General features: G+C 43.6%; 17 protein-coding genes. 8 read left to right on the top strand and 9 right to left on the bottom strand.

Annotation, left to right across the window (positions count from 1 at the left end):
* Positions 1–148: 148 nt before the first annotated feature.
* On the top strand, positions 149–592 hold the full coding sequence (gene dtd / locus HMPREF1195_RS07650) for a D-aminoacyl-tRNA deacylase (RefSeq protein ID WP_003004672.1): 444 nt from the start codon (positions 149–151) through the stop codon (positions 590–592).
* Between the two features lie 21 nt (positions 593–613).
* On the opposite strand, the gene HMPREF1195_RS07645 is transcribed toward dtd, so the two are convergent.
* Positions 614–1,267 carry a metal-dependent transcriptional regulator gene (locus HMPREF1195_RS07645; RefSeq protein WP_023919592.1) on the bottom strand — a complete coding sequence of 218 codons (654 nt, stop codon included), beginning with the start codon at positions 1,265–1,267 and terminating at the stop codon, positions 614–616.
* A 124-nt stretch (positions 1,268–1,391) separates the two neighbouring features.
* Here HMPREF1195_RS07645 and HMPREF1195_RS07640 point away from each other — a divergent pair, with 124 nt between their 5' ends.
* The gene (locus tag HMPREF1195_RS07640; protein WP_023919590.1) at positions 1,392–2,417 is read left to right on the top strand and encodes a DUF3114 domain-containing protein; all 1,026 of its coding nucleotides are present in this window, start codon (positions 1,392–1,394) and stop codon (positions 2,415–2,417) included.
* A 34-nt stretch (positions 2,418–2,451) separates the two neighbouring features.
* Here the strand turns inward: HMPREF1195_RS07640 and tpx are convergent, their stop codons facing one another.
* The 4 genes from tpx to HMPREF1195_RS07620 all read right to left on the bottom strand — a co-directional run bounded on the left by tpx (position 2,452) and on the right by HMPREF1195_RS07620 (position 5,527).
* Positions 2,452–2,946 (bottom strand): thiol peroxidase, encoded by a 495-nt coding sequence (gene tpx / locus HMPREF1195_RS07635; protein ID WP_023919588.1) that lies wholly within the window; start codon positions 2,944–2,946, stop codon positions 2,452–2,454.
* A 78-nt stretch (positions 2,947–3,024) separates the two neighbouring features.
* Positions 3,025–3,954 carry a metal ABC transporter substrate-binding lipoprotein/fibrin-binding adhesin FimA gene (gene fimA / locus HMPREF1195_RS07630; protein WP_023919586.1) on the bottom strand — a complete coding sequence of 310 codons (930 nt, stop codon included), beginning with the start codon at positions 3,952–3,954 and terminating at the stop codon, positions 3,025–3,027.
* An 11-nt stretch (positions 3,955–3,965) separates the two neighbouring features.
* On the bottom strand, positions 3,966–4,808 hold the full coding sequence (locus tag HMPREF1195_RS07625; protein WP_003004302.1) for a metal ABC transporter permease: 843 nt from the start codon (positions 4,806–4,808) through the stop codon (positions 3,966–3,968).
* Positions 4,805–5,527: a metal ABC transporter ATP-binding protein gene (locus HMPREF1195_RS07620; RefSeq protein ID WP_023919584.1), complete on the bottom strand. Its 723-nt coding sequence runs from the start codon at positions 5,525–5,527 to the stop codon at positions 4,805–4,807. Before HMPREF1195_RS07620 ends, HMPREF1195_RS07625 begins: the two co-directional genes overlap by 4 nt.
* Before the next feature lie 192 nt (positions 5,528–5,719).
* Here HMPREF1195_RS07620 and HMPREF1195_RS07615 point away from each other — a divergent pair, with 192 nt between their 5' ends.
* Both HMPREF1195_RS07615 and HMPREF1195_RS07610 read left to right on the top strand, forming a co-directional pair.
* A complete protein-coding gene (locus HMPREF1195_RS07615) occupies positions 5,720–7,615 on the top strand; it encodes a M13 family metallopeptidase (protein WP_023919580.1) in 1,896 nt (631 codons plus the stop codon).
* Positions 7,616–8,019: 404 nt separating this feature from the next.
* The gene (locus HMPREF1195_RS07610) at positions 8,020–9,111 is read left to right on the top strand and encodes a glycerol dehydrogenase (RefSeq protein ID WP_023919579.1); all 1,092 of its coding nucleotides are present in this window, start codon (positions 8,020–8,022) and stop codon (positions 9,109–9,111) included.
* A 316-nt stretch (positions 9,112–9,427) separates the two neighbouring features.
* On the opposite strand, the gene HMPREF1195_RS07605 is transcribed toward HMPREF1195_RS07610, so the two are convergent.
* Positions 9,428–10,750, bottom strand: coding sequence for a DUF1958 domain-containing protein (locus tag HMPREF1195_RS07605; protein WP_080674710.1), 1,323 nt, complete (start codon positions 10,748–10,750; stop codon positions 9,428–9,430).
* A gap of 165 nt (positions 10,751–10,915) precedes the next feature.
* Between HMPREF1195_RS07605 and HMPREF1195_RS07600 the strand changes: the two genes are divergently transcribed.
* The 3 genes from HMPREF1195_RS07600 to HMPREF1195_RS07590 all read left to right on the top strand — a co-directional run bounded on the left by HMPREF1195_RS07600 (position 10,916) and on the right by HMPREF1195_RS07590 (position 16,378).
* On the top strand, positions 10,916–12,892 hold the full coding sequence (locus HMPREF1195_RS07600) for a peptide ABC transporter substrate-binding protein (RefSeq protein WP_023919573.1): 1,977 nt from the start codon (positions 10,916–10,918) through the stop codon (positions 12,890–12,892).
* Between the two features lie 120 nt (positions 12,893–13,012).
* On the top strand, positions 13,013–15,514 hold the full coding sequence (gene leuS / locus HMPREF1195_RS07595) for a leucine--tRNA ligase (protein ID WP_023919571.1): 2,502 nt from the start codon (positions 13,013–13,015) through the stop codon (positions 15,512–15,514).
* Positions 15,515–15,706: 192 nt separating this feature from the next.
* On the top strand, positions 15,707–16,378 hold the full coding sequence (locus HMPREF1195_RS07590; protein WP_023919569.1) for a DUF4352 domain-containing protein: 672 nt from the start codon (positions 15,707–15,709) through the stop codon (positions 16,376–16,378).
* A gap of 76 nt (positions 16,379–16,454) precedes the next feature.
* Here the strand turns inward: HMPREF1195_RS07590 and HMPREF1195_RS07585 are convergent, their stop codons facing one another.
* Genes HMPREF1195_RS07585 through cbiM form a run of 3 tightly spaced genes read right to left on the bottom strand, consistent with a single transcriptional unit; the run spans position 16,455 to position 18,957 of the window.
* Positions 16,455–17,180, bottom strand: a complete 726-nt coding sequence (locus HMPREF1195_RS07585) for an energy-coupling factor ABC transporter ATP-binding protein (protein WP_023919567.1) — start codon at positions 17,178–17,180, stop codon at positions 16,455–16,457.
* 12 nt (positions 17,181–17,192) lie between these two features.
* Positions 17,193–17,981 carry an energy-coupling factor transporter transmembrane component T gene (locus HMPREF1195_RS07580; protein WP_023919566.1) on the bottom strand — a complete coding sequence of 263 codons (789 nt, stop codon included), beginning with the start codon at positions 17,979–17,981 and terminating at the stop codon, positions 17,193–17,195.
* Positions 17,974–18,957 (bottom strand): cobalt transporter CbiM, encoded by a 984-nt coding sequence (cbiM, locus tag HMPREF1195_RS07575; RefSeq protein ID WP_021154344.1) that lies wholly within the window; start codon positions 18,955–18,957, stop codon positions 17,974–17,976. Before cbiM ends, HMPREF1195_RS07580 begins: the two co-directional genes overlap by 8 nt.
* A 290-nt stretch (positions 18,958–19,247) precedes the next feature.
* Here cbiM and HMPREF1195_RS07570 point away from each other — a divergent pair, with 290 nt between their 5' ends.
* A complete protein-coding gene (locus tag HMPREF1195_RS07570; RefSeq protein ID WP_003018359.1) occupies positions 19,248–19,697 on the top strand; it encodes a MarR family winged helix-turn-helix transcriptional regulator in 450 nt (149 codons plus the stop codon).
* Position 19,698 lies beyond the last annotated feature (1 nt).

Raw genomic sequence — 19,698 nt, 5'->3', positions numbered from 1 at the left:
GTCTTCGTCTCGCTGCCTTGCCCTAAAAGCAACTGAACAGCCTTTGGTTTTCGGATAGTCTGCCTGCGTCTCACTGCCTTGTCTGAAGTTGATGTTCTTTGAAGGTTAGTAGTGAATGCCAAATAGATTTATAAAATAGGATAATCAAATGAAATTAGTGATTCAACGGGTTAAGAGTGCCTCGGTTTCCATTGATGGTCAAGTCTACAATGCGATCCAGCAAGGCTTGTTGCTCCTAGTGGGAGTGGGGCCTGAGGATGACCAGAAGGATTTGGATTATGCGGTCCGCAAGGTATCGCAGATGCGTATTTTCTCAGATGAGGAAGATAAGATGAATCTTTCGGTCAAAGATGTCCAAGGGGAAATCTTGTCGATCTCTCAATTTACCCTCTTTGCGGATACCAAAAAAGGCAACCGTCCTGCTTTTACAGGGGCTGCCAAGCCAGATATGGCCAGTCAGTTATATGATGCCTTTAATGATCAATTAGAAAAAGAAGTCCCTGTCAAACGAGGGATCTTTGGGGCCGATATGGCGATTGAATTGATCAATGATGGTCCAGTGACGATTTTGTTAGATACAAAAAATCCATAAGTAAGAAAACATGCAGTCGGTTTAGACTGCATGTTTTTCGATATAGAGTTGTTGGGCGATCACTTGGTTGATAGAAATTTCTTGTCCATGGATGATTAAGTGATAGAGGCCTGTGTAGTCATCATACCGTTGAAACGCGATAGTATTCCCAATCTGGAGATGGATCTGGTCTAAGAATTTTAGCAATTCATAGGTGTCATGGACCCTTTGCAGAATATACAGACCAGGTTGGGTCGCTTCGCTGAGACGGTCTTGGTAGGCTTCGACAAGCCTTTCGCCTTTCTTTGGAATTGTCCCACCGTGAGGGCAGGTCTTAGGAGTTCCAAGCATGTGATCCAGCTGGTCAATGAAATGTTCAGAAACGGTATGCTCGAGAACTTCTGCCTCTTCATGGACTTCTTCAGTTGTATAGTCAAGTTTTTCCAGAAGAAATACTTCGATCAAGCGGTGCTTGCGGTAGAGATCAGAGACCAACTGCGATCCTAGATCCGTTAGCAAATACCCACGAGACTTGTCCTTCACCAAGAGACCCTCTGAGATCATGCGCTTAATCATCTCGGTCACAGCGGGTGGAGAGACCTGCATGCGACTCGCGATTTCCTTGTTGCTAATTTTTTCTACTTCTGTGCCAATTTCATAAATGCACTTGAGGTAATCTTCTTTGTTTGGTGTCATGCTTTCCTCTTTTCTTCGCTCACTTCTAGTATATCAAAAATCTCTTCAAAAACGCTAGTGGAGTAATGAGAATTGTCTCAAGCTCCAAAAGATGGTAGTATAGAAGCATAGAAAGGACGGCACTATGAACAGACGGGAATTAGTGAGATTAGGCTGGAGAGAGAGTAGTTTAGCCTATCTAGAGAAGCACTTGCAGGGATTGAAAGATCCACAAGCCTACCAAGAACAATACCAGTCTGTCTTTTTCTTTGCCAGTCCTCTGTTTCAAAATATGTGGTTTCAAGAGATCAAAGATCTAACGGAAACGGCTGCCCAAGACTTGCTGAGGGGAGTCATGAAAATTCTTCTTATGCCAAGTGACCTGTCCGGAACTTGTGAAGAAACAGCCTTTCTTCTGAGTAGGATGGCTCCAGATTGTCCGCCAGGTTCCGACTTTTGGAAGGCTTTTTCACACGTCGTGCAAATCGCCTTTGAAAAGGATCCCTTAGCAGATCAGTCGGGAGATCAGCTCTTGAAACGCCAGGTTCACCAGTTACGCTACCTACTTTCAAGTTACCAAGCCCAGTGGATTCGGACGCATGAGTCCAGAGCTGGACAGACTGACGAGGAGGCCTTACAAGCTTACATACAAAAGGCTAGAGCGGTCACGGTGGATGCTTATGCGGCTGCCCGCCTTCACAATAAGGTCTCCCTAGGGCCAGATGGTCACCTTCATTATCCATCAGGGGCCTCCCAACAAGTCAATTTCAAGGTCTTGTTAAATTTTCATACGGAGTATATTCTCGATCAAGCCGGGCGTTTTCTCAATGAAGTCGATCCAGTAGAAGTTTCTGAAAATGGCATTGTCAATGGGGCTAGTTTTAACTACGGGCTGGCTAGGGGACGGACCCATAAGGACTTAGATATTGACCCCGTCAAAGCTTGGGACCCAGCCTTTCGGAAGCAGGTCCTTTATCGTCAAGGTGTTCGCTATCTAGCCCCTAAAAATGATCGCAGTGTCGAAGGCTACTGGAGTCGAAAAGGGGTCTTTGCACAAGAAGGCAAGAGCTACAAGCAACAAGTGGCACAGCGCGTGCGGAGTTTCCTCAGAGGCATCCCTCGCTTACGCTGGCGCGTCCTCCTACAGAATGGACTTCATCGGATTTTATAGCAATGGAAAAGAGGTCGCAGACCTCTTTTTTCATTTATTCAAGCGCATTGACGGCTTCGATTGCAGCGTCGTAATTTGGTTCGCTGTTGATATTTTCTAGGTATTCAACGTAAGTAACCTTGTTATCCGCATCTAAGACCAAGACAGCACGCGCAAGTAGGTGCCATTCATTGATCAAGAGGCCGTATGCTTTCCCGAAGGAATGGTCGTAGTAGTCTGAGAGCATGATGGCATTGTCGAGCCCTTCAGCAGCGCACCATTTACCTTGAGCAAAAGGAAGGTCGACAGAGACCGTCAAGACGACAGTGTCTTCCATATCCGATAAGGTTTGATTGAAGTGACGTGTTTGAGTGGAACAGATACCAGTGTCAATAGATGGGATGATGCTGAGGACTTTTTTCTTGCCAGCAAAATCAGCTAAAGATTTCTTCTCAAGAGCTGGAGTGATCAATGAAAAATCATGGGCCATTTCCCCTACTTGAAGTTGAGATCCGGTAAAGGTCACAGGGTTTCCTAAAAATGTTGCCATAAAAAGACTCCTTTTTTCTTTTCATTGTACATCAATGAAGGGGGAAGAGCCACTGATTTGTTTAGAAATCTGAATGGTCTACTGACTCAATCCTTCTGCGATCTTGTCTAAGTTCCACTTCATCATGCTGTAGTAGCTATCGCCCTTTTCTCCTTCTTTGGCAATCGAGTCAGTGAAGATCTTTGCATAGATCGGGATATTGGTATCCTTAGACACAGTTTTCATAGGACGCTCATCGACACTGGATTCGACAAAGAGGGCCGGTACTTTGGTTTGCCGGAGCTTTTCTACCAGCGTTTTGATTTGGTCAGGTGTCCCTTCTTCTTCCGTATTGATTTCCCAGATATAGGCAGATGGGACGCCGTAGGCTTTGGAGAAGTACTTGAAGCAGCCTTCACTGGTTACAATCATCTTCTTCTCTTCTGGGATATTGTTGAATTTTTGTTTGGCTTCTTGGTCGAGCTTACTAAGTTTTTCAGTATAGGCTGCTAGATTTTTTTCGTAGAAGTCCTTGTTTTTGGGATCTTTTGCGATCAATTGTTTGGCAATGTTTTTAGCGTAGAGGATCCCGTTTTCGAGATTGAGCCAAGCGTGAGGGTCTTCTTTTCCAGCTTGGTTTTGGCCTTCCAAGTAGATGACGTCGACTCCGTCGCTAGCTGCGAAATAGTCTTTGTTTTCAACTTTATTGGCATTTTTGACCAATTTAGTAAACCAAGCATTGCCACCGGTTTCGAGGTTGATCCCGTTGTAGAAGATGAGGTCTGCTTGCGAAGTCTTTTTGACATCTTCTGGAAGCGGTTCGTACTCGTGAGGATCTTTGCCGACAGGAACGATACTGTGCAGATCGATCTTATCCTCAGCAATATTTTTAGTTATATCTGCAAGGATTGAATTGGTGGTGACCACTTTCAATTTACCAGAAGCTCCAGAAGAAGAGCCTTTGCTACAGGCCAACAGACCAAATAAGAGCGCCACAAAGAGGGCGAGGATAGAAGCGGTTTTTTTCATGTGTTTCTCCTTTAATGAGATGAAAGAGCGTGCTTATTCTTTCTCTGCTTAGGAGCGATAAAGAAGCTGATGAGAAAGAAGACAGCAGAAGTGAGGACAATACAAGACCCGACGGCGATGTTTAAGCTATAGCCAATAAAGAGTCCCAGGATGGATGCAAGAGCACCTAATCCGGATGAAAGGAGCATCATGGACCAGAGACTATTGGTATAGAGATAGGCCGTCGCAGCGGGTGTAATGAGCATGGCGACGATGAGAATGGTTCCGACACTCTGCATAGCAGTGACAGAAACCAAGGTCAAGAGCACCATAAGGAGGTAGTGATAGACCTTGACCCGGACGCCCATGGATTGAGCCAGAACAGGATCAAAAGATGTGAGCAGTAAGGGTCGAAAGAGTAGGACAATCACCAGCAAGACCGCAGCACCAACACCGATGGTTATCCACATATCCCGGTCTTGGACGGCCAAGATATTCCCAAAGAGGATGTGGAAAAGGTCGGTGGAACTTTTAGCGACTCCAATCAGGATGACTCCTAAGGCGAGGAAAGAAGAAAAGGTAATCCCAATTGCAGTGTCGCTCTTGATGATGGAGTTGCTCTTGATATAGGTGATAAGGACGGACGCCAGGAGGCCAAAGACAATAGCGCCAATAAAGAAATTGATGCCCAGGATAAAGGAGAGAGCCACACCAGGAAGAACTGCGTGTGAGATAGCGTCTCCCATGAGAGACATGCCTCTTAAAATAATGAAGCATCCAACGGCTCCAGCGACAATCCCGATGGCGATGGCTGTGATCAGGGCATTCTGTAAGAAGTGGAATTGCTGTAATCCATCGATAAATTCTGTAATCATCCGACGCCACCTCCTATAAAGAGTTCATGCCCATAGGCTGCATGCAGATTTTCTTTGGTAAAGGTTTCCTCTGTTTTCCCAAATGCAATCAGTTTACGATGAAGGAGGAGGACCTGGTCGAAATAAGCTGGGACCTTGCTGAGGTCGTGATGGACGATCAGAATGGTCTTGCCTTCTTGTTTCAAGGTCTGGAGGGTCTGCATGATGATGTCTTCGCTGACAGAGTCAATCCCTGCGAAGGGCTCATCCAAAAAAATGACATCCGCTTCTTGGACCAAGCAGCGGGCGATCAGCACCCGTTGGAATTGCCCTCCTGAAAGCTGGCCGATCTGGCGATCCGCTAGATCAAGAAGATTGACAAGTTTCAAGGCATTTTCCACTTTTTGGAGATCTTCTTTGCTTTTTCTCTTGAAGATAGAAAGGTGGGGATAAAGACCCAGTGAGATGCACTCTCTCACCGTGATGGGAAAGTGGAAATCAATAGCGGATTTCTGTTCGACGTAGGCCACCCGTTGAAGAACTTGGCTGAGATCTTTTTGATCGAGCTGGACCTTTCCCGCATGAGGGAGAAGACCTAGCATGGCCTTGATCAGGGTTGATTTTCCTGCTCCATTGGGTCCAAGAATTCCTAGGATGGTTGGACCCTGGATGGTGAGGGAAAGATCCTCCAAGGCCAGTGTTTGCTGGTAAGCAACACTGAGATGTTCAATTTGAATCATGATTTTGCTCCTTTACTATTAATATACATGAATAAAAAAATTAAGTCAAGTTAATTTTTAAAATAATTATACATGAATAAAAAGTTAAGTCAAGTTAATTTTTAAAATAATTCAACTTAATTCTCTTGAAATCATTGAAAAAAGTTCCTATTTTTGATAAGGTTATTACAAAAGAATGAAAGCGAGAAGATCATGGTACGTTTACAAGATGATTTTTATGATTACGTCAATGGGGCATGGGCTGAGACAGCTGTGATTCCAGATGACAAACCGTCAACCGGTGGTTTTATGGACTTGATCCAAGATATCGAAAACTTGATGTTGGATATTACTGGAAAATGGCAACGAGGAGAAGAGCTACCTGAAGACAGCATTCTGCAAAACTTTGTCAAATACCATAAAATGGTGGCAGATTTTGATGCGCGAGAAGCAGCTGGTGTAGCACCAGTCATGCCCTTGATCAATGAAATCAAGGCCTTGTCTTCTTTTGAAGACTATACCAGCAAGTTAGGCACCTATGAACTAGCTGGCAAACCAAATCTCATGCCATTTAGCGTGTCACCAGACTTTATGAATGCCCAAATGAATGTCTTGTGGGGAGAGTCTCTTGCTCTCATCTTGCCAGATACAACCTATTATGAAGAAGGCAACGAAAAAGGCCCAGAATTACTGGCTATCTGGCGCCAAATGATGGAAAAACTCTTACCTAAATTTGAATTCTCAGAGGCAGAAATCAAGGATATCCTGGATAAGGTCATTGCGGCGGATGCAGAATTGGCCAAATATGTCTTGTCAAATGAAGAAAGATCCGAGTACAACAAACTCTATCATCCTTATGAGTGGGCAGATTTCAAGGCCTTGGTCCCAGAATTGCCACTCGATGCCTTCTTTACTGAAGTGATCGGACAAACACCAGATAAAATCATCGTGCCAGAAGAGCGTTTCTGGAAGGAATTCGCACCAAAATACTACTCGGCAGCCAACTGGGAAACCATTCATGCCAAATTGAAACTTGGTGCAGCTTTAGATTGGACGTCTTTCTTGACGGAAGAAATCCGTGTCTTGTCTGGTGAATATGGACGGATCATCACGGGGATTCCAGAACCTCGTCCAAAAGAAAAAGCCGCTCTGGCCTTGGCAGAAGGACCTTATAGCCAAGCACTTGGACTCTGGTATGCGGGAGAAAAATTCTCACCAGAAGCAAAAGCAGACGTAGAGCATAAAGTAGCGACCATGATTGACGTCTATAAGGAGCGCTTAGAAAAAGCAGACTGGCTCGCTCCTGAAACTCGTGAAAAAGCCATTGTCAAACTCAATGTCATCACACCACATATCGGCTACCCTGAAAAATTACCAGAAACATACGCCAAAAAGATCATCGACGAAAGCAAGACCTTGGTTGAAAATGCTCAAGCCCTTTACGAAATTTCCATTGCCCATACTTGGAGCAAGTGGAACCAACCGGTTGATCGAAGCGAATGGCACATGCCAGCCCATCTGGTCAATGCCTACTATGATCCGCAACAGAACCAAATCGTCTTCCCAGCAGCGATTTTACAAGCACCTTTCTATGACCTTCACCAATCATCATCAGCCAACTACGGCGGAATCGGTGCAGTCATTGCCCATGAAATCTCCCACGCCTTTGACACCAATGGTGCTTCCTTTGATGAGCACGGTAGCTTGAAAGACTGGTGGAAGCCAGAAGATTACGAAGCCTTTACCGCTCGGACTCAAAAAGTCATCGATCAGTTTGAAGGACAAGACTCTTACGGTGCCAAGATCAACGGGAAATTGACCGTTTCTGAAAACGTAGCAGACCTCGGTGGTATCGCTGCAGCCCTTGAAGCCGCTAAGAAAGAGGAAGATTTCTCAGCAGAAGAATTCTTCACCAACTTTGCTCGCATCTGGCGCATGAAAGCTCGGACAGAGTACATGCAACTCCTCGCAAGTGTCGATGTCCATGCACCAGGAAAACTTCGCACCAATGTCCAATTACCAAACTTTGACGAATTCTTTGAAACCTTTGATGTCAAAGAAGGCGACGGCATGTGGCGCGCACCAGAAGATCGTGTGATCATTTGGTAAATCAAGATACTAAGCCCGTAAAAAAAGCGAGAAGAAAATAGGAGATTGACCATGTGGGCCATGCCCACCAGGCAATCTCTCTTTTTCTCGACGCTTTTAGGGCGAGTTCAATTTCGCGATACTCGTTTCGTTGATCAAAGGAAGTAGTCTCGACTTCAGTTAAGCCATTGATTGATTTTCTCAATGCTTGTAAAAAAATAAAAATCCCAAAAGCCAAGTTTCAATCTACTGAAACTAGCTTTGGGGATTTTTGATAATAAGATTCATCAAATGAAAATGAAACGCTTCCAATGACTGCGTGAACAGATAAATTTAATTGATTGGAGCCTTGTATAATTCTTTGAATTTCATAGAAATAAATGCTACTATGGGTGTGAACTAAATAAATTTTAAAGGAGCAGACTATGAGAAATTTTGCAAGTCCGTCACGTTACATTCAAGGGGAAAATGCCTTGTTTGAAAATGCGCAATCTATTTCAGAATTAGGGACTCACTCTGTTTTACTATGTGATTCAGTGGTTTATGATATCGTAGGGAAACGTTTTGAAGAATACCTTGGTCAAAATGGGCTTACGGTTTTGCCAGTCTTCTTTAATGGAGAAGCTTCTGATAACGAAATCAATCGTGTGGTTAGTTTGGCAGAAGAAAATGGCTGTGATTTGGTCATTGGACTTGGTGGAGGAAAGACCATTGATAGTGCTAAAGCTATTGCTGATCTTTTAAAATCACCAGTTGTGATTGCCCCTACCATTGCCTCTACAGATGCTCCTGTTTCCGCCTTATCTGTTATCTATACAGATGAGGGTGCCTTTGAGCGCTATATTTTCTACTCTAAAAACCCAGAATTAGTCTTGGTGGATAGTAAAGTGATCTCTCAAGCACCAAAACGCTTGCTCGCTTCTGGTATCGCAGATGGTCTAGCAACTTGGGTCGAAGCGCGTGCGGTGATGCAAGCCAATGGAAAAACCATGTTGGGTCAACGACAAACCTTAGCGGGTGTCGCCATTGCACAACGTTGTGAAGAAACCTTATTTGCAGACGGTCTTCAAGCCATGGCTGCTTGTGAAGCCAAAGTTGTAACCCCTGCTCTTGAAAACATTATTGAAGCTAATACCCTTCTCAGTGGTATTGGATTTGAAAGTGGGGGATTAGCTGCTGCCCATGCCATCCATAATGGCTTTACAGCCCTTACTGGGGACATCCACCATTTAACTCACGGTGAAAAAGTAGCCTACGGAACGCTCGTTCAATTGTTCTTGGAAAACCGTCCGAAGGAAGAATTGAATAAATACATTCGTTTCTATCAACAAATCGGTATGCCAACTACTCTGAAAGAAATGCATCTTGAAACTGCAAGTTATGAAGATCTTCTCAAGGTTGGCCAACAGGCCACCATCGAAGGAGAAACCATCCATCAAATGCCATTTGAAGTGAAGGCTTCTGATATTGCCCAAGCCATCGTAGCAGTAGATGCCTACGTTCAAGGTTTAGACTAAATCAATATCTGTCATTCACAGATAATGTAGACAAACTGATTTTTTACATCAAACAAACTAATGGATGCCTAAAAAATTAAAATTAGATACTTTTTAAGGCTCATTAAAAAATGCTTAGGAACTTTCCGCCGTGAGAAAAGTGCTAGAAACACGATTGTTTCTAGCACTCGGGAGTTTTGGAACTTTAGGTCCAAAACTAAGTCATGGAACTTCTTCGAAGTTCGCTGACGTCCGTACTCACCTAAGGAAAGTTTCTAAGATGACTTTGTCGACAAACCAAGAACTCCCATACCTTATGGTAATGGGAGTTCTTTTTCTATTTTCTTCTTTTTGGATCGGTTTGTTTAAAGATCAGGTATAAAATTCCGGCAGGCAGGAAGCAGAAGAGCCACATAACATCGAGTCCCTTGCTTTTACTGCTAGAGGTCGTTGTTTTAGACTCACTGACGGCCACTCCCGCTTTAATACTTGGAGATACCTGTTGCAAGCCGTTCTGAACGACTAGGCGGTTGTCTTCCAGTTTAAGGGCTGGCTTCGTCCCCTTCTTAACGGTCGCATAGAAGTCTTGCTTCAAGTGAATTGTCTTCCCGTCGATGGTATGATCGCCTGCAGAAAGGATTTTTTTATACTGGTAGTCTGCGAACATTTTCTCAGCCAAGGTATTCCCGATTTGATTGCGGTAACTTTCGGCGATCTCGACATCGTAGTTTCCAACCCCCAAAATGACTTCGATAATCCGCTGTTTACCCCGCTTGGTTGTCGCGGTGTAGTTGTAGTCAGCAGTCGGGCTGGATCCAGTTTTGAGTCCATCTGTTCCTTTAAGGGCGAATTTTCCACCTTCGAGGGAAGTATTGTAGTTATCGTAGCTTTGCTCGTAGGGGGTTCCTTCCATGATCGTAGTGTGAGCTTGCTTGGTGTATTCCAACATTTCTGGCAGGTCGTTTACGATGTGATAAGCCAGAATAGACATGTCCCGCGCTGTAATTTCGTTATTGGCATTGACATCGTAGCGCTGAGGATTGTAGTAGCCCTGAAGGACCGAAATCATCGCCCCATTTGGATTGTGCCATTTGGTATGGCTCATCCCCATTTCTTGTGCGTACTGATTCATTAAGTCCAAAAACTTATCGGGATCATTGTCAGTGACGGCGTTGGCGAGCATAATCACGGCTGCACTAGAAGATGGAACAAAGAGCATCTTGATCAATTCAGATACTTTGTAGTCAACACCAGCTACAATGGGTGAGTTACTTAACAGATTGTTTTCCGAGATGGCTTGGTCTGCCTCTGTTGCTGTGACCACGGTATCGTACTTGATCTTGCCTTCTTTAAGGGCCCGAAAGACTACATAGGCACTCATGAGTTTGGCCATGCTTCCTGAGTCCCGGACCGTGTCGATATTGTCTCCGTACAATATAGCTCCAGTATTGGCGTCGATGACGATGTCAGCCTTAGGCTTGTAAAAATCATCCAATACCAGTCCAGCATCAGCTGCGATTTTCATGACATCTTCTTGCTGGTAGATGTCGTCCGCAAAGGCAGTGGAAATAGGGCCTAATGTCAAGACTCCTACAAGGAGGGACAAGAGGCTGTGTTTTAGTCGTTTGTGTAAATGTCTCACATAATTCATAGATTCCATTATATCATACAGGCCAGGGATTCAACTTGAAAAAATTTTAGAAAAAGTAGAAATTGAAAAAATAAAGGAAAAATAGAATAATTTCGCAGTAAAAGCGTTTACATTTCTCTAGAAAGTGCTATAATTTAAATTGAGTATAACATTTTTTACAATGAGGTGATTTATATGAACAAAGGGAAGGTACTCTTAGCTACCAGCGCTCTGCTTTTATCAGCTGGTGTACTGGCAGCCTGCTCAGGAGGGAAATCTAGTAGCTCTGGTGGTCAGACATTTAGCTATGTCTATACCCAGGATCCGGATACCTTAGACTACTCGATTTCCAATAAAAAATCGACTTCCGAGTTTACAGGAAATGCGATAGATGGCTTGTTGGAAGTGGACAAGTACGGGAACTTGATCCCATCGCTTGCTAAAGACTGGACTGTTTCCAAGGATGGCTTGACCTATACTTATAAACTCCGTAAAGGGGTCAAATGGATGACTTCTGAAGGGGAAGAATATGGAGAAGTCAAAGCCCAAGACTTTGTCACAGGTCTCAAACACGCGGCAGACAAGAAATCACAAGCTATTTACTTGGTCCAAAAATCTGTCAAAGGCTTGGATGATTATGTTTCAGGGAAGACATCTGATTTTTCAACAGTTGGTGTAAAAGCTATTGACGATTACACCGTTCAATATACCTTGAGCCAACCAGAAAGTTTCTGGAATTCTAAGACTACGATGGGGATCTTGATGCCGGTTAATGGAGAATTCCTGAAATCTAAGGGAGATAACTATGGTCAAGGGACTTCTCCGTCTAGTATCCTCTACTGCGGTCCTTATTTGATTAAATCCATCACTTCTAAATCTTCTGCGATATTGGAAAAGAACCCAACCTACTGGGATGCGGATAATGTTAAGATCAGTAAAGTGAAGCTGACCTATTATGATGGACAAGACTCAGAATCCTTGATTCGTGGGTTTGATAATGGCGACTATACAGTTGCCCGTGTTTTCCCAAATGGTTCCAACTATAAGAGTGTAGAGAAGAAGCATAAGGACGACATTGTCTATACTGACCAAGGTTCCTCTACCTACAACCTTTCCTTCAACATTGACCGTCAGGCCTATGAAATCACAAAGAAGACTACTGATGCTCAAAAGACTTCAACCAAGAAAGCAATCTTAAATAAGGACTTCCGTCAAGCCATTATGTTTGCCTTTAACCGCAAGGCTTATGTAGCGCAAACTAACGGGGAAGCGGGTGCCAATAAGGTCATCCGTAATACCTTTACACCACCAAACTTTGTCCAAATTAATGGCCAACAATTTGGTGACGCAGTAGAAAAAGACCTAGAAGCTTATGGGGATGAATGGAAAGGGGTCTCTGTCGCAGATGGAAAAGACACCCTCTACAATCCAAACAAGGCCAAAGAAGAGTTTGCCAAAGCCAAGGCAGATTTGCAAGCTCAAGGAGTTGAATTCCCAATTCATTTGGACCTTCCAACTTCTTCAACTTATACAGATGGGATCAAACAAGCTCAATCCTTTAAACAGTCAGTTGAATCTACACTAGGAGCAGAAAATATTGTCATCGATTTGAATATGATTTCTGAAGATGATCTGCAACGGGTTACCTACTTTGCTGAAAGTGCTTCGCAACAAGACTGGGATTTGAACAATAACTTGGGTTGGGGACCAGACTATACGGACCCATCTTCTTACATCGATATCACTAGTGGTAAATCCGGCGAAAACGCCAATTCTTACTTTGGATTCGATGCTGGTACGGATAATGCAGCCGCAAAAGCAGCTGGTTTTGATGAATATGATCAATTGATCGAAGATGCGCACAATGAAACCAAAGATGTGAACAAGCGTTACGAAAAATATGCTGCCGCTCAAGCTTGGTTGACCGATAGTGCCCTCTTGATTCCGATCCATTCAGATGGAGCTTCTCCAGTCGTTCGTAAGACTGTACCATACTCTGCAGCCTTTGCTTGGACAGGCCACAAGGGTCAATCCTTCAACTATAAATATTTGGAAGTTCAAGACAAGGTCGTATCGGCTAAAGACTACGACAAAGCGCGTGATCAATGGAAGAAAGAAAAAGAAAAATCCAATAAAAAAGCGCAAGAAGAACTTGAAAAGCATGTGAAATAGACTTTTCTTGAAGAAAACAGGAAAGACAGGTCCCGTATGGGACCTGTTTTCTTTGTCTGAACCTTTAAAAATCGCCTAAAAATGGTATAATAGGAGCATCACGAAAATTGGAGAGACGCTATGAGTTTTTACAATCATAAAGAAATTGAGCCTAAGTGGCAAAAATACTGGGCTGACCATCACACCTTTAAGACAGGAACGGATGCTTCAAAACCTAAGTTTTATGCATTGGACATGTTCCCTTATCCATCTGGAGCGGGTCTTCACGTAGGACACCCAGAAGGCTACACAGCGACTGATATCCTCAGCCGTTTCAAACGTGCGCAAGGCTACAATGTCCTTCACCCAATGGGATGGGATGCCTTTGGTTTGCCTGCAGAGCAATACGCTATGGATACAGGAAATGACCCAGCGGAATTTACAGCAGAAAACATTGCCAACTTCAAACGCCAAATCAATGCGCTTGGCTTCTCTTACGACTGGGATCGTGAAGTCAATACGACAGATCCGAACTACTACAAGTGGACGCAATGGATCTTCACTAAGCTTTACGAAAAAGGCTTGGCTTATGAAGCTGAAGTGCCAGTAAACTGGGTTGAGGAACTAGGAACAGCTATCGCCAACGAAGAAGTTCTTCCAGATGGAACCTCTGAGCGTGGGGGCTATCCAGTTGTTCGTAAACCAATGCGCCAATGGATGCTTAAAATCACGGCCTATGCAGAGCGCTTGCTCAACGATTTGGATGAATTGGATTGGCCAGAGTCTATCAAGGACATGCAACGCAACTGGATTGGTAAATCAACTGGTGCCAATGTCACTTTCAAAGTAAAAGGGACAGACAAGGAATTCACCGTCTTTACGACTCGTCCAGACACTCTTTTCGGTGCGACCTTCACTGTTTTGGCGCCTGAACATGAACTAGTAGATGCCATCACGACACCTGAACAAGCTGAGGCTGTAGCGGACTACAAACACCAAGCCAGCCTCAAATCAGACTTAGCTCGTACAGACCTTGCTAAGGAAAAAACAGGGGTTTGGACTGGTGCTTATGCGATCAACCCTGTCAATGGCAAAGAAATTCCAATCTGGATTGCCGACTATGTTCTTGCTAGCTACGGTACAGGTGCTGTTATGGCCGTACCTGCCCACGATGAGCGTGACTGGGAATTTGCTAAACAGTTTGGTCTTCCAATCGTAGAAGTCTTGGAAGGTGGAAACGTTGAAGAGGCTGCTTACACAGAAGATGGCCTTCACGTCAACTCTGACTTCTTGAACGGTCTCAACAAAGAAGAAGCGATTGCTAAAATCGTGTCTTGGCTAGAAGAAAAAGGCTTTGGTCAAGAAAAGGTTACCTACCGTCTCCGCGACTGGCTCTTTAGCCGTCAACGTTACTGGGGTGAACCAATCCCAATCATTCATTGGGAAGATGGAACTTCGACAGCTGTTCCAGAAAGTGAACTCCCACTGGTCTTGCCAGTAACCAAGGATATCCGCCCTTCAGGTACTGGTGAAAGCCCATTGGCTAACTTGACAGACTGGCTGGAAGTGACTCGTGAGGATGGCGTCAAAGGTCGTCGTGAGACGAATACGATGCCACAATGGGCAGGTTCAAGCTGGTACTACCTCCGCTATATCGATCCACACAACACTGAAAAATTGGCTGACGAGGATTTCCTCAAACAATGGTTGCCAGTCGATATCTACGTGGGTGGTGCAGAACACGCTGTGCTTCACTTGCTTTACGCTCGTTTCTGGCACAAATTCCTCTATGACCTTGGTGTTGTACCGACTAAAGAGCCATTCCAAAAACTCTTTAACCAAGGAATGATCTTGGGAACTAGCTACCGTGATCACCGTGGAGCTCTTGTGGCAACTGACAAGGTTGAAAAACGTGACGGTTCTTTCTTCCATGTGGAAACGGGAGAAGAGTTGGAGCAAGCGCCAGCCAAGATGTCTAAATCCCTCAAGAACGTGGTGAACCCAGACGATGTGGTGGAACAATACGGTGCGGATACCCTTCGTGTCTATGAAATGTTCATGGGACCACTTGATGCTTCCATCGCTTGGTCTGAAGAAGGTCTGGAAGGAAGCCGTAAATTCCTTGACCGTGTGTACCGTTTGATCACAAGTAAAGAAATCGTTGCGGAAAACAATGGCGCTCTTGACAAGGTGTATAACGAAACCGTTAAATCTGTCACTGAGCAAATCGAGTCGATGAAATTCAACACTGCCATTGCTCAGCTCATGGTCTTTGTCAATGCAGCGAATAAGGAAGAAAAACTTTATGTAGACTATGCCAAAGGCTTTATCCAATTGATTGCCCCATTTGCGCCTCACTTGGCAGAAGAACTCTGGCAAACAGTCGCAGCAACCGGTGAGTCTATCTCTTATGTAGCTTGGCCAACATGGGACGAAAGCAAACTGGTTGAAGACGAAATTGAAATCGTCGTTCAAATCAAAGGTAAAGTCCGTGCTAAACTCATGGTTGCGAAGGATCTTTCACGCGAAGAATTACAAGAAATCGCTCTAGCTGACGAAAAAGTCAAGGCAGAGATCGATGGCAAGGACATCGTGAAAGTGATTAGTGTCCCTAATAAACTCGTTAATATTGTTGTTAAATAAAAAATGAATCCTCCAGAGCTAAATTCTGGGGGATTTTTGAATTCATTTAGAGAATGAACAAAATAATTTACATAATTTCATAGAGATAAATCACTATTTAAAGAAATTTTTAGTTTTATCCCTCAAAATGCTTTTTTTTTTGAGCAAATACATTATAATTATATCAAAGAAAAAGTTTAAAGGAGATTTCTTATGTCTAAGAAAATCAAGGATGAAAACGGGAACGTTTATGTGAAAAAAACACCTTTCTACAAGAAATGGTGGTTTATTTTGCTTGTAGTGTTAATTGCTTATGGTGCTGTAACGAAGGGTGGAGGTTCAATAACTTCAAAAAATTCAACAGGTAACTCAACGACAACACAAACGACCAGTTCCACTGAGCAAGCAACTAATGATAAAAATGGGAAAACAGCAGTATCTGAAGAGAGTAAGTCTGCCGAGAAGAAATCTGTAGCACAAGCGATTCCCAAAATTGGTGAAGTTACTAAAGTGGGGGATGTTGAATATATTGTAAATTCTAAGTCTATTTCTCAAAATGTTGGAGGAGAGTACGGAAAGACAGCAAATGGTAGCTACTTGATTTTGAATGTAACAGTAAAAAATTCAGGAAAGAAATCAATTACTGTTACGAACGATTTCTTTAAACTGCTAAAAGGTGATACGGAGTATGAAACCGATAGTGTAGCTGGTATGTATGCTAATGAGGAAGGAAAATTCTTTCTTTCAGAGTTAAATCCGGAAAACAGCATCACTGGTAATGTGGTTTTCGACCTTAATGCGGAAACTGCTAATGCATCCGGACTTGTATTACAAGTACAAACCGGTGTTTGGGGAACACAAAAAGGAAAAATAAACTTGGATTGATAAGTTGTTTATGTATAGATATTACGCTTGTCTCTCTCATCAAAAAAACTTCGGTAAAAAAATTTACCGAGGCTTTTTAACATGTAGTGAAGGATTGTTGAATGGCCGGGTCATTTTCCCAATCGGCTCGATCGTAGCTGCCTGTGATGGTGTGTTCTTCAGAAAAGAGGAGGACCCGTTCGACAATCGGTGCGATTTGTTCGAAATGGTGGGAGGAAATCACAATTGTTTTTCCAGCTGTTTTTAGTTCTTGCAGCAAGGTGACAATCAGCTTCTGGTATTTTGGCGAGAGGCCGTTAAAAGGCTCGTCAAATAGCAAGAGACTAGGATTCATGGTGAGGACACTGGCGATAGCGACTAGCTTCTTTTCGCCACCAGAAAGATGGTAGGGAATGCGATCTCTCAGGTGTTCAATCTCTAAAAGACCGAGCGTATCCTTGACGCGTTGTTGGACTTCGGTTTCGGCTAAACCTAATTGGCGTGGCCCAAAAGCCAGTTCATCATAGACACTTGTATTGAACAATTGGGTATCGCTGTTCTGAAAAATGAGTCCAACCTGCTGGAAGAGTTGCCCAGCACGATGGGGATCTTTCAAGAAGTCTTGGTCAATGGTCCAGTCCTTGAAGTGGTACTGACCAGAAGAGAGGGGCAAGAGTCCAACCAGAATTTTAAAAAGGGTAGATTTTCCCGCTCCGTTTGGACCCATCAGGCCAACGGTTTCCCCCTTTTGGATCTGGAGTTGAATATCATGGATTCCAGTCTCCTCGGTGTAGTGGTAATTTCCATCTTGAATGCGAATCATATACTTTCCTTTCTAGCCAAGTAAGATCGTGAAGGTCGTGAGAACTGCCAATTCCAATAGGAAAAAGACGTCTTCCTTCTTCCAGTGGAAGGCTTCTTTGCGCTTTGTATCCATGCCGTAGCCTCGAAGAATCATCGCTTCGTACACTTCTTTTGTATGGTTTTTTGTGGATAGGTACAAGAGACCAAGGAGGGAGCCAAAGAGATTGAGATTCACCTTTTGCCCAACTGTTCTCAGCTGGACGCATTCGATCTGTTGTTGCAAGTGTTTCCCTAAGATATAGCCATATTTGAGTGTGATATCAATGGTTTGCACAAAGGTTTTTGGAACACGTAACTGACGAAGGGCCTCGACCAGTTGCACACTTGTCGTTGTGGCTAGAAAGAGGGAAATATTGAGGACAATCATCCCTGCACGTAGCAAAAAGAGCCCTCCATTTTGAAATCCTTGAAATAAGATGCTAGGTAATATCACAATTGTGGAAATCAGCAGCACCTTGAACAGGACCTTAAAGAGGTGGAGTAGGACCTCTCCAGGAAGCATGGCAATGTGCATTAACAAAAGGATACCAATCAACCACAGTTGGATGGGATGGTGGGCAGTCGTAATGAGAATGGCTAGAATTAAAAAGGAAACGAGTCGCATCCAAGACGAAGTTTTGGCCTTGAATGCGGGCGTCGTTTGTTTCATTTTGCCAAGAAAGTGGCGCAATGTTTGAAGATTCATTTGTAAATAGTGATGGCTTTTGGATGCTTCAAGAGTTGCTTGCTCTTGATGAAGCCAGTCAGGGAGTTTACGCATGAGAAGTTTTTTCTCCGTTCATTGATCGAATGATTTTACTGATGATATAGAAGATAAGGACGGCTGTCACGGCTGAGAGAATATAGCCGATCGCAATTTTAGTTCCAGGAATGGTGTAATCACTAAACAAGGCATCAAATGAGAATCCATTTTTGATCCCTGTTGGAACTTTGCCATGAAGCAGGCTACCCAATTCTTCAGCAGACCATTCACCAAAGGCTGTCCCATCTGCGAGAAGTCCAAGTGGGCTGAGGACGATCAAAGCAAGGAGCACCCAGCGAATTTTTTTAACGAATGAAGTTGTATTGACTGAACTTGGTGTGTACAACTCTGTAGGAGCGACTTGTTTGACAAAACGGTAAATCACAAAGGTGAAGAAGGCTTCGACCCAACCTGCTACAAGGAGGTGAGCTCCCAACATGGCAGGTACGGTAATACTCAATCCATAAGGGTTATAGAGCGGCTGACCAGCTTCTGAAGCGATGAGTGGTTGCAAGCCCAATTCAACACCAGCTAAGAAGGCTGCAGCATTGATCGAAAGATAAGAGCCGACAATGACGCCAAGCGTTTCCTGATGGTGCTTGCGGAACAAGCTATAAATAGCATAACCAACGAAAGGCATCACAATGGCCATGTTGAAAATATTGGCCCCAAGAGCGAGAATACCTCCATCCCCAAATAAGAAGGCCTGTAGCAGTAAGGCGACTGTCAGCGCCAGAGAGGCTGCATAGGGACCTATGAGAATGGCAAGAAGGGTTCCTCCGACAGCGTGAGCGGTCGTTCCGCCAGGGACAGGAACATTAAACATCATTAATAAGAAGGACAAAGAAGCAGCGATCCCAAGCATCGGAGCCAGCTCTTTATTTTCTTTTAATTGCACCTTGACTTTTTTGACAGATAAGACAATAACAGGTGCAGCAGCAACCGCTAAAACCGCACAACTTGCAGGACTAAGGTAATTATCTGGTATATGCATAACAAATTCTCCGTTAGTATGAATTATTTTCGTTAACAGATTACCACATTATAAAATCAGGTGTCGTTACAAAACGAGTCCAACATTTGTTACACATGCTAGAAAGAGGGCTATCTTGCTAAAAGAAATTAGTAGAAAGAAGAAGAAAAAACTAGTTTGAAGGGCTAGAAAGGCTTTTTTAAGGTGAATTTGGATAAAATTATTGGTTCCATATCGAAATAGTTGACAGATGTAACAAGCAGTGGTACAATGATTTTGATATTTCGATATAGAAATAAAAAGGAGACAAAATGGACAAGATGCAAGGGGGATACCAAGCTTTACAGATACGCTTATTGAACGGGCGACTTTTTCAAAAACTCTTGAGCAAGGAACCAGATGCTCAATACCGAAGTGAACAGGGGAAAATTTTAACGATTTTGTGGAAGCAAGAGTTGGGGTGCGCTACTGCGACAGATATCGCTCTTGCGACGGGTCTAGCCAATAATACATTGACCAGTATGGTTAAGAAATTGGAAGAACAAGGCTTGGTTACGATTCAACCTTGCACACAGGATAAAAGGAAAAAATATATTTCTTTGACAGACCTCGGTTGGGCGCAAAAAGAAATCGGTGACCGCGTTAGTAAAGAGTTGGGTGAGATTTTCTACCAAGGATTTTCGGATCAAGAAATTCAAGAATTTGAAGCCTATCAAGAGCGGATTATCACAAATCTAAAAGCTAAAGAAAATGACATCTAGG

It is taken from the genome of Streptococcus parasanguinis CC87K (genome assembly GCF_000507765.1).
Classification (GTDB): Bacteria; Bacillota; Bacilli; order Lactobacillales; family Streptococcaceae; genus Streptococcus; species Streptococcus parasanguinis_J.
Note: the sequence above shows the minus strand (reverse complement) of the source record. Positions and strands in the feature narration are given on the sequence as shown.

Coding starts and splice junctions, on each gene's coding strand:
- HMPREF1195_RS07585 (WP_023919567.1), bottom strand. CDS start 17,180: ATGATTCGCATTCAAGATGGAAATTACCACTACACCGAGGAGACTGGA.
- HMPREF1195_RS07640 (WP_023919590.1), top strand. CDS start 1,392: ATGAACAGACGGGAATTAGTGAGATTAGGCTGGAGAGAGAGTAGTTTA.
- fimA (WP_023919586.1), bottom strand. CDS start 3,954: ATGAAAAAAACCGCTTCTATCCTCGCCCTCTTTGTGGCGCTCTTATTT.
- HMPREF1195_RS07610 (WP_023919579.1), top strand. CDS start 8,020: ATGAGAAATTTTGCAAGTCCGTCACGTTACATTCAAGGGGAAAATGCC.
- dtd (WP_003004672.1), top strand. CDS start 149: ATGAAATTAGTGATTCAACGGGTTAAGAGTGCCTCGGTTTCCATTGAT.
- HMPREF1195_RS07625 (WP_003004302.1), bottom strand. CDS start 4,808: ATGATTACAGAATTTATCGATGGATTACAGCAATTCCACTTCTTACAG.
- HMPREF1195_RS07600 (WP_023919573.1), top strand. CDS start 10,916: ATGAACAAAGGGAAGGTACTCTTAGCTACCAGCGCTCTGCTTTTATCA.
- tpx (WP_023919588.1), bottom strand. CDS start 2,946: ATGGCAACATTTTTAGGAAACCCTGTGACCTTTACCGGATCTCAACTT.
- HMPREF1195_RS07620 (WP_023919584.1), bottom strand. CDS start 5,527: ATGATTCAAATTGAACATCTCAGTGTTGCTTACCAGCAAACACTGGCC.
- leuS (WP_023919571.1), top strand. CDS start 13,013: ATGAGTTTTTACAATCATAAAGAAATTGAGCCTAAGTGGCAAAAATAC.
- HMPREF1195_RS07605 (WP_080674710.1), bottom strand. CDS start 10,750: ATGGAATCTATGAATTATGTGAGACATTTACACAAACGACTAAAACAC.
- HMPREF1195_RS07615 (WP_023919580.1), top strand. CDS start 5,720: ATGGTACGTTTACAAGATGATTTTTATGATTACGTCAATGGGGCATGG.
- HMPREF1195_RS07590 (WP_023919569.1), top strand. CDS start 15,707: ATGTCTAAGAAAATCAAGGATGAAAACGGGAACGTTTATGTGAAAAAA.
- HMPREF1195_RS07580 (WP_023919566.1), bottom strand. CDS start 17,981: ATGCGTAAACTCCCTGACTGGCTTCATCAAGAGCAAGCAACTCTTGAA.
- cbiM (WP_021154344.1), bottom strand. CDS start 18,957: ATGCATATACCAGATAATTACCTTAGTCCTGCAAGTTGTGCGGTTTTA.
- HMPREF1195_RS07645 (WP_023919592.1), bottom strand. CDS start 1,267: ATGACACCAAACAAAGAAGATTACCTCAAGTGCATTTATGAAATTGGC.
- HMPREF1195_RS07570 (WP_003018359.1), top strand. CDS start 19,248: ATGGACAAGATGCAAGGGGGATACCAAGCTTTACAGATACGCTTATTG.